This is a genomic window from Vibrio sp. 10N.261.54.E10, assembly GCF_002877735.2.
GTDB classification, from domain to species: Bacteria; Pseudomonadota; Gammaproteobacteria; order Enterobacterales; family Vibrionaceae; genus Vibrio; species Vibrio crassostreae_C.
Genome location: NZ_MCXE02000001.1, coordinates 861,695 through 878,258 on the forward strand (window position 1 = coordinate 861,695; position 16,564 = coordinate 878,258).

Annotated in this window: 16 protein-coding genes, 1 riboswitch and 1 other annotated feature; of the genes, 11 read left to right on the forward strand and 5 right to left on the reverse strand. The window is 44.6% G+C overall.

All coding sequences use genetic code 11. The features are described 5' to 3' along the window. Positions 1-54 precede the first annotated feature (54 nt). The 3 genes from purB to mnmA all read right to left on the reverse strand — a co-directional run bounded on the left by purB (position 55) and on the right by mnmA (position 3,366). Entirely contained in the window at positions 55-1,425 is a 1,371-nt protein-coding gene (purB, locus tag BCU07_RS03815) for an adenylosuccinate lyase (RefSeq protein WP_017068077.1), read from the reverse strand. A 143-nt stretch (positions 1,426-1,568) separates the two neighbouring features. Then, positions 1,569-2,186 carry a high frequency lysogenization protein HflD gene (hflD, locus tag BCU07_RS03820; RefSeq protein ID WP_017060259.1) on the reverse strand — a complete coding sequence of 206 codons (618 nt, stop codon included), beginning with the start codon at positions 2,184-2,186 and terminating at the stop codon, positions 1,569-1,571. A 43-nt stretch (positions 2,187-2,229) separates the two neighbouring features. Further along, positions 2,230-3,366, reverse strand: coding sequence for a tRNA 2-thiouridine(34) synthase MnmA (mnmA, locus tag BCU07_RS03825; RefSeq protein WP_017060260.1), 1,137 nt, complete (start codon positions 3,364-3,366; stop codon positions 2,230-2,232). A 204-nt stretch (positions 3,367-3,570) separates the two neighbouring features. Here mnmA and BCU07_RS03830 point away from each other — a divergent pair, with 204 nt between their 5' ends. Together BCU07_RS03830 and BCU07_RS03835 are read left to right on the forward strand one after the other, a co-directional pair. Beyond that, positions 3,571-3,840 (forward strand): hypothetical protein, encoded by a 270-nt coding sequence (locus BCU07_RS03830; protein ID WP_010439986.1) that lies wholly within the window; start codon positions 3,571-3,573, stop codon positions 3,838-3,840. Between the two features lie 102 nt (positions 3,841-3,942). Further along, complete coding sequence (locus tag BCU07_RS03835) at positions 3,943-5,247, forward strand: inosine/guanosine kinase (protein ID WP_017060261.1); 1,305 nt, start codon at positions 3,943-3,945, stop codon at positions 5,245-5,247. Between the two features lie 194 nt (positions 5,248-5,441). Here BCU07_RS03835 and BCU07_RS03840 read toward each other — a convergent pair whose 3' ends face one another. Continuing rightward, positions 5,442-5,852, reverse strand: a complete 411-nt coding sequence (locus tag BCU07_RS03840; RefSeq protein WP_017060262.1) for an H-NS family nucleoid-associated regulatory protein — start codon at positions 5,850-5,852, stop codon at positions 5,442-5,444. A 364-nt stretch (positions 5,853-6,216) separates the two neighbouring features. After that, positions 6,217-6,394: riboswitch (Lysine riboswitch) on the forward strand. A gap of 112 nt (positions 6,395-6,506) precedes the next feature. Between BCU07_RS03840 and BCU07_RS03845 the strand changes: the two genes are divergently transcribed. From BCU07_RS03845 to hisIE, 9 genes are all read left to right on the forward strand, one after another. After that, on the forward strand, positions 6,507-8,099 hold the full coding sequence (locus BCU07_RS03845; protein ID WP_017060263.1) for a Na+/H+ antiporter NhaC family protein: 1,593 nt from the start codon (positions 6,507-6,509) through the stop codon (positions 8,097-8,099). Positions 8,100-8,289: 190 nt separating this feature from the next. Next, positions 8,290-8,425, forward strand: a sequence feature (His leader region). Positions 8,426-8,478: 53 nt separating this feature from the next. Beyond that, a complete protein-coding gene (gene hisG, locus BCU07_RS03850) occupies positions 8,479-9,375 on the forward strand; it encodes an ATP phosphoribosyltransferase (RefSeq protein ID WP_017060264.1) in 897 nt (298 codons plus the stop codon). Continuing rightward, the gene (gene hisD, locus BCU07_RS03855) at positions 9,375-10,694 is read left to right on the forward strand and encodes a histidinol dehydrogenase (protein WP_102429165.1); all 1,320 of its coding nucleotides are present in this window, start codon (positions 9,375-9,377) and stop codon (positions 10,692-10,694) included. Before hisG ends, hisD begins: the two co-directional genes overlap by 1 nt. 9 nt (positions 10,695-10,703) lie before the next feature. After that, positions 10,704-11,744, forward strand: a complete 1,041-nt coding sequence (gene hisC / locus BCU07_RS03860) for a histidinol-phosphate transaminase (protein ID WP_017060266.1) — start codon at positions 10,704-10,706, stop codon at positions 11,742-11,744. Positions 11,745-11,875: 131 nt separating this feature from the next. Continuing rightward, complete coding sequence (hisB, locus tag BCU07_RS03865) at positions 11,876-12,964, forward strand: bifunctional histidinol-phosphatase/imidazoleglycerol-phosphate dehydratase HisB (RefSeq protein WP_102429166.1); 1,089 nt, start codon at positions 11,876-11,878, stop codon at positions 12,962-12,964. Between the two features lie 9 nt (positions 12,965-12,973). Beyond that, positions 12,974-13,588: an imidazole glycerol phosphate synthase subunit HisH gene (hisH, locus tag BCU07_RS03870; protein ID WP_017060268.1), complete on the forward strand. Its 615-nt coding sequence runs from the start codon at positions 12,974-12,976 to the stop codon at positions 13,586-13,588. A 43-nt stretch (positions 13,589-13,631) separates the two neighbouring features. Continuing rightward, on the forward strand, positions 13,632-14,369 hold the full coding sequence (hisA, locus tag BCU07_RS03875) for a 1-(5-phosphoribosyl)-5-[(5-phosphoribosylamino)methylideneamino]imidazole-4-carboxamide isomerase (protein ID WP_012604374.1): 738 nt from the start codon (positions 13,632-13,634) through the stop codon (positions 14,367-14,369). Then, positions 14,351-15,124 carry an imidazole glycerol phosphate synthase subunit HisF gene (hisF, locus tag BCU07_RS03880; RefSeq protein WP_017060270.1) on the forward strand — a complete coding sequence of 258 codons (774 nt, stop codon included), beginning with the start codon at positions 14,351-14,353 and terminating at the stop codon, positions 15,122-15,124. The genes hisA and hisF overlap by 19 nt, the downstream gene beginning before the upstream one ends. Continuing rightward, entirely contained in the window at positions 15,121-15,771 is a 651-nt protein-coding gene (gene hisIE / locus BCU07_RS03885) for a bifunctional phosphoribosyl-AMP cyclohydrolase/phosphoribosyl-ATP diphosphatase HisIE (protein WP_017060271.1), read from the forward strand. The genes hisF and hisIE overlap by 4 nt, the downstream gene beginning before the upstream one ends. 257 nt (positions 15,772-16,028) lie before the next feature. Here hisIE and BCU07_RS03890 read toward each other — a convergent pair whose 3' ends face one another. Continuing rightward, positions 16,029-16,541, reverse strand: a complete 513-nt coding sequence (locus BCU07_RS03890; protein ID WP_102429167.1) for a YchJ family protein — start codon at positions 16,539-16,541, stop codon at positions 16,029-16,031. Between the last annotated feature and the right edge of the window lie 23 nt (positions 16,542-16,564).

The following is a 16,564-nucleotide window of genomic DNA, read 5'->3' on the forward strand; positions in this document are numbered from 1 at the left end:
AAAAGGCTTCCACATGGGAAGCCTTAGTCTATTCTGTGATTCGAAATTCGAACCTTACAGTTTGTCAGTTAGCTCGATTGCTTGGCCGATGTAGTTCGCTGGAGTCATCTCTTTCAGGCGAACTTTCTCGTCTTCAGGGATCTCAAGACCATCGATGAATGCACGCATGCCTTCGCCATCTACACGTTTACCACGAGTTAGCTCTTTTAGCTTCTCGTATGGTTTTTCGATGCCGTAACGACGCATTACTGTTTGTACTGGTTCAGCCAATACTTCCCAGTTCTTGTCTAGTTCAGCAAGTAGCGCAGCGCGGTTAACTTCAAGCTTGCTAATACCTTTCAGAGTCGAAGTGTATGCAATGATTGCGTAGCCAACACCCACACCTAGGTTACGAAGAACCGTAGAGTCAGTAAGGTCACGCTGCCAGCGAGAAACTGGAAGTTTTTGTGCAAGGTGGCTGAATACTGCGTTCGCTAGACCAAGGTTGCCTTCAGAGTTTTCGAAGTCAATTGGGTTAACTTTATGCGGCATTGTCGAAGAACCGATTTCGCCAGCAATAGTCTTCTGCTTGAAGTGACCAAGAGCGATGTAGCCCCAAACGTCACGGTCGAAGTCTAGAAGGATAGTGTTGAAACGAGCAATTGCATCGAATAGCTCAGCGATGTAATCGTGAGGTTCGATTTGAGTTGTGTACGGGTTCCAAGTTACGCCAAGAGATTCAGTGATGAACTCTTCGCTAAACTGGTGCCATTCAACTTCTGGGTATGCAGAAAGGTGTGCGTTGTAGTTACCTACAGCACCGTTGATTTTCGCTAGGATCTCAACGTTTTCGATTTGCTTGTATTGACGTTCCATACGGTACGCAACGTTAGCCATCTCTTTACCCATAGTAGAAGGAGAAGCTGGCTGACCGTGTGTACGAGACAGTAATGGAATATCACGGTACTCGTTCGCAAGTGCTTTGATAGCATCAATTACGTTACGGATTTCTGGAAGAATCACTGTGTCACGAGCTTCTTTAAGCATAAGCGCGTGAGAGGTGTTGTTGATGTCTTCAGAAGTACATGCAAAGTGAATAAATTCGTTTACAGCGTGAAGTTCAGGAACGCCAGCAACTTTCTCTTTCAAGAAGTACTCAACCGCTTTAACGTCGTGGTTAGTCGTGCGCTCGATCTCTTTGATACGTAGAGCATCTTCTTCGCTGAAGTTAGCGGCTAGTTCATCAAGAAACTGGTTAGCTTCTGCACTGAACGCTGGTACTTCTTTGATTGCATCAGTTGCTGCAAGCTTTTGTAACCAACGAATTTCAACGATAGAGCGGTACTTTAGTAGTCCAAACTCACTAAAGATGCTGCGTAATGCAATAGTCTTACTTCCGTAACGGCCGTCTACTGGTGAAACAGCAGTCAATGCTGACAGTTCCATGGTGTTCTCCTGAATTGAGTTTTCTAAATTTTGAGAGGTTTATACCAGTAACAATCTCAATTGTCACGCACATTGCGCAATCGTTTGCGTGAGAGTTGTGTTGATACAAAAAACAAGCTCGCGACGAGGCGCGAGCTAATAAACTACATTCGAGCTAGTAGGATTTGAGCCTGCTCGATCATCTTCTTACGACCGAAGATAAGGTGGCGACGTTTACCGCCAACTTGACGCCATAACACAGCGCTTCGAATCCCTGATAGAAGCAGTGCGCGAACCTTATGTTGGCTCGATGTCTGCTGAAGTACAGACGGAGTACCAGAAACCTGAATGCGAGGGCCGATAGGGCTGACGACATCAAGGTAGATACTTGCAAGGTTGCTGATCATTTGCTCGTCAAACAGATCAAAGTGTTCAGTTTGGCGCTCTGCAGTTTGAATGCGGTCACCAAGCTGAGACATAGAGTCGTTGCGAGAAGACAGCTTACGCTCAAGCGCCATCAAGCTGATGATGTAACGCGTGATATCGCTACCTGCTGGAGTACTATCGATACCTTTTACTAAGCACTCAAGGCCAAGCTTTAGGTTCGCTTCACGTCCAAATACGCCCACGGTATTCGATGGGTTGGTATTTAAAATGGCACTGAGTGAAGCTTCAAAGGCATCTTTATCACAATGGCCGTCTTTCGCTACTTGTTGAACCAAAGCCACAGCTTGGCAAATTCCGGCGAAAGCAATAGTACGGTCATAAAGTGTATTAGCCACGTAGTAACTCCTAGTTGTCTTCTATCGTTTGTCGTTTGATTGATTAGATGCGCTTTTCGATGATACCACCACCAAGACATACTTCGCCTTGGTAGAACACTGCAGATTGACCTGGGGTCACTGCGATTTGTGGCTCATCAAAAATAACCTTAATGTTCTCATCATCAATTGGGATGATTGTACAAGGAATATCTGTTTGACGGTAACGTGTTTTTACCGTGCATGTCATAACTTCAGTAATTGGTGTGCGATTTACCCAATGAAGTTGAGATGCGATCAAGCCTTCTGATTTCAGAAGAGGGTGGTCTTTACCTTGTACTGCGATAAGTACATTACGCTTAAGGTCTTTTTCACCAACAAACCATGGTTCTTCGTTACCGCCACCACCTTTAGTGCCGCCAATATGAAGGCCTTTACGCTGACCTAGCGTGTGGTACATCAAACCTTGGTGTTGACCAATCACTTGGCCTTCAGGTGTTTCGATGTTACCCGGTTGTGCTGGTAGGTATTTGCCTAGGAACTCAGTGAACTTGCGCTCACCGATAAAGCAGATGCCTGTTGAATCTTTCTTCTTAGCTGTGATCAAGTCTTGCTCTTCAGCAATACGTCGCACTTCTGGCTTCTCTAATTCACCGACAGGGAATAGGCTGCGTGCCACTTGATCTGAGCTTAGCGTGTATAGGAAATAACTTTGGTCTTTGTTGCTGTCTAGACCGCGTAGCATTTCTGGTTTTACGCCAGCATCAAGCTCTTCTTGAGTTGGGAAAGTACGACGAACGTAGTGACCCATCGCAATGTAGTCTGCGTCTAGCACTTCATCCGCAAACTCTAAGAATGCTTTAAATTTGATTTCTTTGTTACAAAGGATATCTGGGTTAGGTGTACGACCTGCCTTGTACTCTTCAAGGAAGTATTCGAATACGTTGTCCCAGTATTCTGCAGCAAAGTTGATAGTGTGAAGGTGGATACCTAGTTTGTCACATACCGCTTGAGCATCAGCAAGATCTTCAGCTGCCGTGCAGTATTCTTCGTTATCGTCTTCTTCCCAGTTTTTCATGAAAAGGCCTTCTACCTGATAGCCTTGTTGCTGAAGAAGATACGCCGATACTGACGAATCTACACCGCCGGACATACCGACAATTACTTTCTTTTCGCTGTTTCCAGAGCTGATATCTGACATGTCTAAACACCGTTACTATTACTTGGTCGCAGATTCTAACAGAAAGAGAAACGCCGTGACAGATCCGAGACCGGAATCACAGTTTCATTTGCACAAATAGTGCGCTGACTTTGTTAGAGAATCGCATGAGAGCGAGGTGAGTCGCTATGATGTCAGAAGTATATGTGGCATAGTCGCTCGAAATCCAAGACCTGAGATAAAAAAATGTCTGAACAAAATGAATTTATGCAAGAAGAAGAGCTGATTGAGATCATCGAGAACCAGCTTGAAGATGGCGAACCAGTGAAAGTGAAAGAGACGTTGATGCGTTTAATGATGACAGGCACTCCACGTGAAGAAGCAATTGCGGCTATGGCATGTGCACTGGCAATTGAAGTATTTGACGTTATGAAAAACGGCGCGGAGTTTAATCAAAAACGTTACGCAGAGCATTTGGGCATGCTGCCTGATTTAAGCTTTATGGAAGGCGAATAAAAAAAACCTTCAGCAAACGTTTGCTATAGTTTGAAAGATTGCCGCGTTAAATATAGCGCGGTAGAATCCGCCACCTATTTCCCCTTGACTTAGACTAGCCCTATGAAATTCCCTGGACAACGTAAATCAAAGCACTACTTTCCGGTTCACGCTCGTGATCCTCTAGTGAGCCAAGCTCAAAGCAGTAAAAGAATGTCACGCACTCATATTATCGGTATTGACCAAACATTGGTGGATATTGAAGCAAAGGTGAGTTCTGAACTTATTGAGAAGTATGGTTTGAGCAAGGGACATTCACTGGTTATTGGCGACGCAGCCGCTGAATCTTTGTATCAAGAATTAAAAGAGCAGTGCCTGATTACCAATGAATACGCTGGTGGCACAATTGGTAACACATTACACAACTATTCAGTGCTAGCGGATGACCGTTCTACACTGTTAGGTGTAATGAGCCAAGATATTAAGATTGGTAGTTACGGTTATCGCTATTTATGTAATACATCAAGCAGAATGGATCTGAACCATTTACAAGGGGTAGATGGCGCAATTGGTCGCTGCTTTGCATTAATTACAGAAGACGGTGAACGTACTTTCGCAATTAGCGAAGGACAAATGAACCAATTAAAACCAGAAAGCATTCCTGAAAAAATCTTCAAAAGTGCTTCTGCTTTAGTTTTAACGGCTTATTTAGTTCGCTGTAAGCCAGGCGACCCGATGCCTGAAGCAACAATGAAAGCGATCGAATACGCGAAGAAATACGATGTGCCAGTCGTTCTTACACTAGGTACTAAGTTCGTTATTCAAGATGATCCAGAATTCTGGAAAGATTTCCTTGAGCAACACGTAACGGTTGTTGCAATGAATGAAGACGAAGCTGAAGCGTTAACGGGTGAAAGCGATCCACTGGCTGCATCAGATAAAGCGCTAGACTGGGTAGACCTTGTTCTATGTACTGCGGGACCTGTTGGCCTATTTATGGCTGGTTATACAGAAGATGCAGCTAAGCGTGAAACGTCACTGCCTTTACTTCCAGGTTCAATTGCGGAATTCAACCGTTTTGAATTTAGCCGTCCTGCGCATAAAGATTTATGTGAAAACCCAACTAAAGTGTATTCGCACATTGCGCCATACATGGGTGGACCAGAAAAGATCAAAAATACCAATGGTGCAGGTGATGCTGCGTTATCAGCTTTATTACATGATATGGCTGCTAATAAGTACCACAAAGAAAACGTGCCAAACTCAAGTAAACACCAACATTCATTCTTGACGTACTCTTCGTTCTCACAAGTTTGTAAATATTCTAACCGTGCTAGCTATGAAGTGTTGGTTCAACACTCTCCACGTTTATCTCGTGGCCTTCCTGAAAGAGAAGATAGCCTAGAAGAAGCGTACTGGGAAAGATAAGTTACTTTCTTTAATCAGTAGTACTATCAGTATCAGTTGGTTTCTAATACTGATAGTACAAATATAAAAAAGGCTCCGAAAGGAGCCTTTTTTGTTTCTGAATATATTGAAGTCGTAAATAATACTTTGGTCGACTTAAATATTAATTCTATCGCTTAGCGTGTAATTGATTACTCACTAAGTAAACTAAATGTTTAGATAGCAAACTCTTCTAGAGATTTACCAGCATCTAGCTGTTCTTGGATAGCTGAAGGCGTACGGCCTTGACCTGTCCAAGTCTTCTCGTCGCCGTTTGCGTCTACGTATTTGTATTTCGCTGGGCGAGGAGCGCGTTTAGCTTTTGTTGTTTTAGATTTTGCTTCACCAGAAAGTGCAGCAATAAGATCGGCAACATCAATTCCGTCTTTTGCAATTTGTTCAGCAATAGCAGAAAGCTTAGCTTCTTGCTCTGCTTTAGCAGCACGCTCTTCAGCTTCAGACTCTTGACGCTCTTGTACAACAATAGTCAGCTTGTCTAGCGCTTCTTCAAGTTGCTCAAGAGTTAATTCACGTGAGAACGCACGAAGGCTGCGGATATTTAATAGAGTTTTTGTTAATTCAGACATGATATTTTCCATCAAGGTAAACTAAATAATCTTCCTAATAATAAACAGAGCCTAGGAATAAAACAAATAGTATTTCTTCTATTACATATTTAAATATAAAAGTGAGATGAATAGTTGAAAATTCAGAGCAGTATTTCTATTGAATTTATAATAATTATTAAGAATATCTTAAAAAATGATATGTGACAGGTGGAGTAGTCAACTTATGTAGACTATTCTTCTATTGATTAGTTCATTAACAAAAAGCTATTTTTCTCGGAATGATATGTTGCATTGTTGCTCTTGATGAGTACAATTGCGGCTACCTGATGCGAGGTGTTGGTTAATTTGTTGTTAAACTCTGGTTTACACGGTTAATAATGTTATCGCACGTAGAGGTGCAATTATAAAAAGTAACTTCCGTTGGGGTGATGCCAATGAACGGGAATGAAAGGTGTAATTGCCGAAGTAAATTGTATATCTAAGCAATTTGCTGGGGTTGTGCTCAATAGGTACAACACTGCCATAGTCTTAATTTTAAACTATGGAGCGCTACTGTAGGGTTGGGTGAAGTGTTCACTTCCCTTTCGCTTAGTTCAACATGAGCTTGGTCAGCCGTATCAAGTTTGTCTGCAGTAGATCTCTAGCCAAATAAAAAACTGGTTTTTGAAGATCATGAATTTAATAGATTTTGCAACATCACCTTTATCTTTGCTTCCGCCCCTTGTGGCTTTGAGCCTTGCTATTGTTACCCGCCGTGTATTGGTTTCTTTGGGTGTCGGTATCATCATGGGTGCGATTCTACTTGCTGATTACTCAGTAGGTAACGCAGCTAGCTACGTGTTTACTAAAGCATCTGGTGTTTTCATCGAAGATGGTGGCATCAACACTTGGAACATGAGCATCATTGCATTCCTAATTATTCTTGGAATGACAACGGCATTATTAACACTGTCTGGCGGTACTCGCGCATTCGCGGAGTGGGCACAGTCTCGCGTTAAGAGCAAACGTGGTTCAAAACTACTTGCTGCTTTCTTAGGTGTATTCATCTTTGTTGATGACTACTTTAACAGCCTAGCGGTTGGTGCTATCTCTCGTCCTGTAACAGACCGCTTCTATGTATCTCGCGCTAAGCTTGCTTATATCCTAGATTCAACTGCTGCTCCTATGTGTGTGATCATGCCTGCTTCTAGCTGGGGTGCTTACATCATCACGATCATTGGTGGCATCTTAGTGACACACGGTGTGACAGAGTATTCTGCACTGGGTGCTTACGTTCGTCTTATCCCAATGAACTTCTACGCTGTATTCGCACTACTAATGGTGTTCGCAGTAGCATGGTTCGGTCTAGACGTTGGTAAGATGCGTGAGCATGAGATCGAAGCATCTCAAGGCCGTGGCTTTGAAGGTGACAACGATCAAAAGCAAGCTCACGATCTAAACGAAGAGTTAGATATCGAAGAGAGCGAAAACGGTTCAGTTTCTGATCTTGTTATGCCAATCGTATCGCTAATTGTAGCGACAGTGGCTGCAATGCTTTACACAGGCGGCCAAGCGCTGGCTGCTGATGGCCAAGCATTCAACCTTCTAGGCGCATTCGAAAACACGGATGTAGGTAAGTCTCTTGTTTACGGTGGTGTTATTGGCTTACTAGTAGCACTAGCGACAGTATTCAAGCAAAAGCTATCTATGACTGATATCGCAAGAACAATGTGGATCGGTGCTAGCTCTATGTTTGGCGCGATTCTGATTCTTGTGTTTGCATGGACTATCGGTTCTGTTATCGGCGACATGAAAACGGGTTCTTACCTATCGTCTCTAGTAACAGGCAGCATTGATTACCACTGGTTACCGGTTATGTTGTTCCTTCTAGCGGGCGTTATGGCGTTCTCTACAGGTACATCTTGGGGTACGTTCGGTATCATGCTACCAATCGCGGGTGATATGGCTGCAGCATCGGATATCGCACTGATTCTTCCAATGCTAAGTGCGGTTCTAGCGGGTGCAGTATTTGGTGACCACTGTTCTCCAATCTCAGATACGACGATTCTGTCTTCTACTGGTGCTCGTTGTAACCACATCGACCACGTCTCGACTCAGCTTCCATACGCGTTGTCTGTAGCGTTCGTATCGTGCATTGGTTTCATCACTCTAGGTATGACATCTTCAATTGGCATCGCATTTGGCGCAGCGTCTCTAACGTTTGTTGCTGTATGTTTTGCATTGGCTTACTTCTCTCGCTGCAAAATGGCGACGTGCAAAAGCTAAAATTGAAAGTTAATCAGTAAACTATCAGGGAGGCGTTTGCCTCCCTTTTTTGTGCCTGTTAATTTAATTTTAAGTTTCGTGAAAAAAGTTCGAATAAATGGTTGAAAAAGGATGTCAGCTTAGTTAGTGTGGAGACAAGACAGCAAACAACCTAAGAGCTGATAAGTATGCGTAAATTAGTAATGAACATTCATCACCATCATCACCCTATCTAGTCTTTCGGGGAGATTTACGTATACCCGGGAGCAAGATTACTCCCGGAGGTTAAGTCAAAAGAATTTAGATTTAAACCCTCGGGATGACAAAGTCCCCGAGGGTTTTTTAGTTTTAGCGCTTTTAAATAATCAATAAATTCAAATATTTGCACAGGGATACAGCAATGCAGACACAACGCCTAAGAATCGCAATTCAAAAGAAAGGTCGCTTAAGTAAAGAGTGCCAAGACCTACTTAAAAAATGTGGTGTTAAATTTAATATCATGGGTGAGCGCCTAGTGGTTCACTCACTAAATATGCCAATCGACTTGTTACTCGTTCGTGATGACGACATCCCAGGTCTTATCATGGATGGTGTAGTTGACCTTGGTTTCATCGGTGAAAATGAACTAGAAGAAGTTCGTCTAGATCGTGTTGCTCTTAAAGAGCCTTCAGAGTTCCGCACACTACGTCGTTTAGACTTCGGTGGTTGCCGCCTTTCAATCGCTATTAATAAAGACGAAGAATACAACGGCCCACAAGACTTAGCGGGCAAACGTATTGCGACAACCTACCCACAACTACTTAAAGCCTACATGGACGAGCAGGGTGTTGAGTTCAGCACTTGTATGCTAACAGGTTCGGTTGAAGTCGCGCCTCGCGCTGGCCTTGCAGACGCTATCGCTGATTTAGTTTCTACAGGTGCAACGCTTGAAGCGAACGGCCTAAAAGAAGCAGAAGCTATCTTCCAATCGAAAGCAACACTGATTCAACGTGTTGGCGACTTCGACGCAGACAAGACCGCACTGATTGAAAAACTACTGACTCGTATGCAGGGTGTTCAACAAGCGAAAGAGTCGAAGTACATCATGCTTCACGCGCCAACCTCTCAACTAGAGCAAATCAAAGCACTACTGCCTGGTGCTGAAGATCCAACGGTTCTTCCTCTATCTACAGACAAAGACAAAGTTGCCGTGCACCTAGTAAGTACAGAGAACTTGTTCTGGGAAACAATGGAACAGCTGAAAGAGTTGGGTGCAAGCTCGATTCTAGTATTACCAATCGAAAAAATGATGGGGTAGTGACGATGAGAACCGTTGTTTGGCAATCTTTAAGTGAATCACAGCAAGACTCGGTATTAGAGCGTCCAGCTATTACTGAAGGTGCAAACATCACAGCGACTGTTTCTGATGTTATTGCAAAAGTACGAAATGAAGGCGATGCCGCGCTTAAAAAGCTGACTGCAAAGTTTGATGGTGTAACTCCAGAATCTATCCGAGTCAGTTCGGGTGAGATTGAAGAGGCGTGTGCTCGTCTAACACCAGAGATGAAGCAAGCGTTAGAGCAAGCTTATAGCAACATTGCTAAGTTTCACGAAGCTCAAAAGCCGCAGCCAATTAAGGTTGAGACACAGCCTGGTGTTGTGTGTGAGCAAGTGACGCGCGCGATTAATACTGTTGGCCTTTATATTCCCGGTGGCAGTGCGCCACTACCGTCAACGGTTCTTATGTTAGGTGTTCCTGCTCAAATCGCAGGTTGTCGTAAGGTTGTGCTTTGTTCACCTCCGCCAATCGCTGATGAAATCTTGTATGTCGCTAAGCTTTGTAAGATCGACGAAGTTTACAACGTTGGTGGTGGTCAAGCGGTTGCAGCAATGGCTTACGGTACCGAGAGTGTGGCTAAAGTCGATAAGATCTTCGGCCCAGGTAATGCCTACGTTACGGAAGCAAAGCGCCAAGTGAGTAATGACTTCCGCGGAGCAGCTATTGATATGCCAGCTGGCCCATCTGAAGTGTTAGTGATTGCTGATGAAACGGCTGATGCAGACTTCATTGCAGCGGATTTGTTGAGCCAAGCGGAACACGGGCCTGACTCTCAAGTAGTATTGGTAACTCCATCTCCAGTGGTTGCAGACCAAGTAACAGAAGCGGTTCAAAAGCAACTGAAAGAACTGTCTCGTGCGAACATCGCTCAGCAAGCATTGGCTTCAAGCTTAATCATCATTGCTGAATCGATCACTCAAGCGATTGCGATTTCGAATTTCTACGGTCCTGAGCACTTGATCGTTCAAACCAAGAACCCACGTGAATTGCTGCCATTGCTAGATAATGCAGGCTCAATTTTCCTTGGTGACTGGTCTCCAGAATCTGCAGGTGACTACGCATCCGGCACAAACCACGTTCTTCCGACTTACGGTTATACCAAGACGTATTCAAGCCTAGGTTTGGCTGATTTCTCTAAGCGAATGACGGTGCAGGAGCTAACAGCCGATGGGTTGAAAGGCCTAGCGCCAACGGTAGTCACAATGGCGGAAGCCGAAGGTTTGGATGCGCACAAACGTGCGGTGACCATCCGAGTTGAAAAATTAAATCGATTTGAACAGCTAAATAAAGCGAAATAAGGGTAGGGCATGGAAAAGTTAGCAAGAAAACAAGTTCAGGCTCTAACACCTTACTTGTCTGCAAGACGCATAGGCGGTACTGGTGATGTATGGCTAAACGCCAACGAATCTCCGTTTGATAACGAGTACAACCTGAACTTGTCTCGTCTTAACCGTTACAGCGAATGTCAGCCAAAAGAGCTGATTGATGCTTACGCTCAATACGCAGGCGTGAAATCAGAGCAAACTCTGACAACGCGTGGTGCTGACGAAGGTATTGAATTACTGATTCGTGCTTTCTGTGAGCCGAACGAAGACGCTATTCTTTACTGCCCACCCACTTACGGTATGTACGCAATCAGTGCAGAGACGATTGGTGTTGAGCGTAAGGTTGTGCCTCTGACTTCTGAATGGCAATTGGATCTTCCAGCTATCGAAGCTCAGCTCGACAACGTAAAAGTGGTGTTTGTTTGTAGCCCAAATAACCCAACCGGTAATTTGGTTGATCGCAAAGACATCATCAAGTTGCTTGAAATGACACAAGACAAAGCGATTGTGGTGATGGATGAAGCGTATATCGATTTTTGTCCAGAAGCGTCAACCGTTGATTTGCTTGAGCAATATCCAAACCTAGCGATTCTGCGCACCTTGTCGAAGGCCTTTGCTTTGGCGGGCTTACGTTGTGGCTTTACGCTAGCGAACAAAGAGCTTATCGATGTACTGTTGAAAGTGATTGCTCCTTATCCAGTGCCAATCCCTGTTGCTGACATTGCCGTTCAAGCACTTTCAGAGCAAGGACTCGCGCGAGCTAAGTTCCAAGTTCTGGATTTAAGTGCTAACCGAGCGTATTTGCAGGCGGGTCTATTAGGTATGCCTCAAGTGACGGTTTTTGATGGCTGGGGTAACTACTTACTGGTGAAATTCCCGAACGGCGATGAGTTATTTAAAGCGGCTTGGGATACGGGCATTATTTTGCGTAATTCACCTATTGAAGACTGTGTTCGTATTAGTATTGGTAACCGCGAAGAGTGCGAAAAGACACTTGGATTCATTCGTAACTTTTATCAGTAACGAAAGGCTTACCAGTAATAACATTTGCCAGTTTGAGTTGATTAATCGCAGATTGGCAAGTGAAACCAATATTTTGGGTTAGCGTTTGATTTTAGCTAGGCCACCAGATTTAAAATTAAAAGGAAGTTCAAGTGAGTAAACAACAGAAAATACTTTTTATAGACCGTGACGGCACCTTAATTGTAGAGCCGCCAGTTGACTTTCAAGTAGATCGTTTAGACAAGCTAAAATTCGAACCGCGAGTAATTCCTAGCCTACTTGCACTGCAAGACGCTGGTTACCGTCTAGTGATGGTGACTAACCAAGATGGTCTAGGTACCGATAGCTACCCACAAGAAGATTTCGATGCACCACACAATATGATGATGGAGTTCTTCGAATCTCAAGGCGTTAAGTTTGACGACGTGCTTATTTGCCCTCACTTTGACGAAGACAACTGCTCTTGCCGTAAGCCTAAACTGGGTATGGTTAAAGAGTACCTACAAGGCGGTAAAGTCGATTTCCAACACTCTGTTGTGATTGGCGACCGAATGACGGATCTTCAACTGGCAGAGAACATGGCTATCCGCGGTATTCAATATGGCCCGGATGCGGAAACTGAAGGCACGCTTAACTGGCCACAAATCGTTAAAGATCTGACGGTTAATGCGCGTATTGCTGAAGTAGTTCGTACTACTAAAGAAACCGATATCAAGGTTGCAGTAAACCTTGATGAAACCGGTGGCAACAAGATCGATACCGGCATGGGTTTCTTCGACCACATGCTTGATCAAATCGCGACACACGGTGGTTTCCAAATGAACCTGACTGTGAAGGGCGACCTGCACATTGATGATCACCACACAGTCGAAGATACCGCTCTGGCTTTAGGCCAAGCATTGAAAGATGCACTAGGCGACAAACGTGGTATTGGCCGTTTTGGTTTAAGCCTACCAATGGATGAGTGTTTGGCTCAGTGTGCGTTAGACCTTTCTGGTCGTCCATACCTGAAGTTCGATGCTAAGTTCAGCCGTGAGCAAGTGGGTGATCTTTCAACCGAGATGGTGGTTCACTTCTTCCGTTCTCTAACTGATACATTGGCTTGTACGCTACACCTTTCTTCTGATGGCAATAATGATCACCACATCATTGAGAGCCTGTTCAAAGCGTTTGGCCGTACTCTTCGCCAAGCAATCAAAGTTGAAGGTAACGAGTTACCAAGCAGCAAAGGCGTTCTGTAAGGGTTCGGTATGAAAGAGCAAAAAGTCGTTATTATTGATACTGGTTGTGCCAACGTTTCATCGGTGAAGTTTGCGATTGAACGTCTGGGCTACGCAGTTGAAATTTCAAAAGAACCAGAAGTTGTTCTTGCTGCCGACAAGCTATTCCTACCCGGTGTAGGTACAGCAAGTGAGGCAATGAAGAACCTGCAAGAGCGTGACCTTGTTACCCTTGTCAAGCAAGTTGAGAAGCCTCTGCTGGGTATCTGTTTAGGTATGCAGCTGTTAGGCAAACTGTCTCAAGAGAAAGGTCAAAAGGCTGATGAGTTAGTTGAATGCCTAGGTTTGTGTGATGGCGAAGTTCGTTTACTTGAAACGGGCGACTTACCATTACCACACATGGGTTGGAACACAGTAACAGCAACGCCTAATCACCCGCTATTTAAAGACATTGAAGAAGGCGAATACTTCTACTTTGTTCATAGCTTCGCAATGCCAGTGGGCGACTACACAATCGCACAATGTGATTACGGTAATCCGTTCACTGCGGCGGTTCAAAGTGGCAATTATTATGGTGTTCAGTTCCACCCAGAGCGATCTTCGAAAGCTGGCTCTAAGCTGATTCAGAACTTCTTGGAATTGTAATAAGGATTAGGCAGCGGCTAACGTTGCCATATAAGGAATGTAAATGATTATTCCCGCGTTAGATTTAATTGAAGGCCAAGTAGTTCGCTTATTCCAAGGAGACTACGGGCAAGTAACAGAATACAAAGTAGACCCAGCAGAGCAGTTTAATCTGTACCACCAAGCTGGCGCTGGCTGGCTGCACCTTGTTGACTTAACGGGCGCAAAAGACACAACGGCTCGTCAGTTAGACTTGATTGCTAAGCTCCTTGCTAGCACGCCTGCGAACATCCAGATTGGTGGTGGCGTGCGTAACGAACAAGATGTCGTTGATCTGCTAGAAGCTGGCGCACAGCGCGTTGTGGTTGGTTCTACAGCCGTTAAGCAACCTGAGTTGGTGAAAGGTTGGATGGAGAAGTATGGCGCGGAAAAAATCGTGCTGGCTCTAGACATCAACATTGATGAAAGCGGCACACGTAAAGTGGCGATTTCAGGTTGGCAAGAAGATTCAGGTGTGACTATTGAAGCGCTGATTGAAGACTACCTCACGGTTGGCCTTAAACACGTGCTGTGTACCGATATTTCACGTGACGGCACGCTAGAAGGATCAAACGTAGAGCTCTATGTTGATCTTTGTAAGCAGTACCCACAAGTGCAATTCCAATCATCGGGCGGCATTGGCAGCCTAGCTGATATCGAAGCGCTTAAAGGCAGCGGTGTTGCGGGTGTGATTGTGGGTCGTGCGCTACTTGATGGCAAGTTTACCGCAGAGGAGGCATTTGCATGTTGGCAAAGCGAATAATCCCTTGTTTGGATGTCCGTGACGGACAAGTGGTTAAGGGCGTTCAGTTCCGTAACCACGAAATTATTGGTGACATCGTTCCGCTAGCACAACGCTATGCAGAAGAGGGCGCCGATGAATTGGTATTTTATGACATCACCGCATCAAGTGATGGCCGTGTGGTCGATAAAAGCTGGGTGAAACGCGTAGCTGAAGTGATCGATATCCCTTTCTGTGTCGCTGGTGGTATTAAATCAGCAGAAGATGCAGCGCGCATTCTTGAGTTTGGTGCGGATAAAGTGTCAATCAACTCACCGGCATTGGCTAATCCACAGCTGATTACTGACCTTGCTGATAAGTTTGGCGTTCAGTGTATCGTTGTCGGTATCGATTCATACTTCGACAAAGAAACCGGTAAATATCAGGTTTACCAATTTACAGGCGATGAAGCGCGTACTAAAGCAACCAAATGGGAAACCAAAGATTGGGTGCAGGAAGTACAGAAGCGTGGCGCAGGTGAGATTGTGTTAAACATGATGAACCAAGATGGCGTTCGTAACGGCTATGATATCGATCAGTTAAACATGGTGCGTGAAGTGTGTAATGTGCCATTGATTGCCTCTGGTGGCGCTGGTGCAATGGAGCACTTTGCTGAAGCTTATAAAAAGACCAACGTGGATGGAGCACTTGCGGCTTCGGTATTCCACAAACAAGTCATCAATATTGGTGAACTTAAACAGTATTTAAAACAACAAGATGTAGAGGTGCGACTATGAGTTTTGAACCCGTAAGCTTATCAAAAACAGAAGTAGGCGCATTGTCAGAGCGTATTAACTGGGAAAAAGTAGATGGCTTAGTGCCAGCGATTGTTCAAGATTACCAGTCAAGCCAAGTGCTAATGATGGGATACATGAACCCAGCCGCACTTGAGAAAACGGGTGAAACTGGCAATGTGACGTTTTTCTCTCGCACAAAAGAGCGTCTTTGGACGAAAGGTGAAACGTCGGGCAATGTATTGCAACTGCAAAACATCGCCTTGGACTGTGACAGCGACACCTTACTGGTTAAAGTTAATCCCATTGGTCCAACGTGCCACACAGGTACAACAACGTGTTGGGATGGAGACAAGCAAGAAGAGTCTCAGATGGTGTGGCTTCATCAGCTTGAGCAGCTATTGGCTGCCCGCAAGGACGCCGATCCTGAATCTTCTTATACTGCCAGTCTATATGCCCGTGGCACCAAGCGTATTTCGCAAAAAGTGGGCGAAGAAGGCGTTGAAGTCGCGCTTGCGGCGACGTCGGGCGATAAGGCGGAGTTAGTGTGTGAATCAGCAGATTTGATTTACCACCTAATGGTTCTTCTTCAAGACCAAGGCTTATCGATGGATGATGTGGTAAACAAGCTGAAAGAGCGTCATAAGTAAGCTCTCTTTAGATTAATAGAACCGCGTAAAAGACAGACAAAAGCCCCGCAAACAAACATGTTTACGGGGCTTTTTAGTTTTTTAATTTTCAAGATTTCAAGATTTCAAGATTTCAAGATTTCAAGATTTCAAGATTTCAAGATTTCAAGATTTCTAAGCCTTACGTCACTTTTCTAACCTCTGACTTTGCGTCATTCCGAGGAGCCTAAGCGACATCAGGAATCTCTTCTCTTAATCTGACTTCTTAGTCGAACGAGTTACCCGCAGCACTTCTTGTATTTCTTACCACTGCCACAAATACACGGATCATTACGGCCGATTTTAAAGCTCTCAACGGTTTGATTCAAGCGTGGGTCAATTTCTGGTTGTGTAGTTTGTTCCTGCTCTGGGAAGGTACCATCAATGTAGTACCAAAGACCGTCTTCACGTATAAAGCGAGAGCGTTCTTGCATGCAGTATTGTGCGCCTTCTTCATTGAAGTAAGCTTTAAACTCAACAAAGCCTTCGTCTTGGTGCGAGCCTACCGCAGTATCGATGACTTCTAGTCCTGCCCAATCACTGTTGATAGATTCGGCAATACCTTCTCTTTGCGCTTCTGCGTTGCAGCTAGGGTGGTAAGTCGTAACAACATAGTCAACTAAACCCAACACGTGCGCTGAATAACGAGAGCGCATCAACTGTTCAGGCGTTTCAACAGCACTGTGGTGAAGGTGCGCTGATTCACAGCACTGTTGGTAAGTATTTTTGCTACCGCATGGGCATAAAGACATAGTCAGATCCTGTAAAAATGGCC

What these genes read in the sequence shown, in the direction of transcription:
- purB (WP_017068077.1), bottom strand. Translation starts at nt 1,425, where the DNA reads ATGGAACTGTCAGCATTGACTGCTGTTTCACCAGTAGACGGCCGTTAC.
- mnmA (WP_017060260.1), bottom strand. Translation starts at nt 3,366, where the DNA reads ATGTCAGATATCAGCTCTGGAAACAGCGAAAAGAAAGTAATTGTCGGT.
- BCU07_RS03830 (WP_010439986.1), top strand. Translation starts at nt 3,571, where the DNA reads ATGTCTGAACAAAATGAATTTATGCAAGAAGAAGAGCTGATTGAGATC.
- BCU07_RS03835 (WP_017060261.1), top strand. Translation starts at nt 3,943, where the DNA reads ATGAAATTCCCTGGACAACGTAAATCAAAGCACTACTTTCCGGTTCAC.
- BCU07_RS03840 (WP_017060262.1), bottom strand. Translation starts at nt 5,852, where the DNA reads ATGTCTGAATTAACAAAAACTCTATTAAATATCCGCAGCCTTCGTGCG.
- BCU07_RS03845 (WP_017060263.1), top strand. Translation starts at nt 6,507, where the DNA reads ATGAATTTAATAGATTTTGCAACATCACCTTTATCTTTGCTTCCGCCC.
- hisG (WP_017060264.1), top strand. Translation starts at nt 8,479, where the DNA reads ATGCAGACACAACGCCTAAGAATCGCAATTCAAAAGAAAGGTCGCTTA.
- hisC (WP_017060266.1), top strand. Translation starts at nt 10,704, where the DNA reads ATGGAAAAGTTAGCAAGAAAACAAGTTCAGGCTCTAACACCTTACTTG.
- hisH (WP_017060268.1), top strand. Translation starts at nt 12,974, where the DNA reads ATGAAAGAGCAAAAAGTCGTTATTATTGATACTGGTTGTGCCAACGTT.
- hisA (WP_012604374.1), top strand. Translation starts at nt 13,632, where the DNA reads ATGATTATTCCCGCGTTAGATTTAATTGAAGGCCAAGTAGTTCGCTTA.
- hisF (WP_017060270.1), top strand. Translation starts at nt 14,351, where the DNA reads ATGTTGGCAAAGCGAATAATCCCTTGTTTGGATGTCCGTGACGGACAA.
- hisIE (WP_017060271.1), top strand. Translation starts at nt 15,121, where the DNA reads ATGAGTTTTGAACCCGTAAGCTTATCAAAAACAGAAGTAGGCGCATTG.
- BCU07_RS03890 (WP_102429167.1), bottom strand. Translation starts at nt 16,541, where the DNA reads ATGTCTTTATGCCCATGCGGTAGCAAAAATACTTACCAACAGTGCTGT.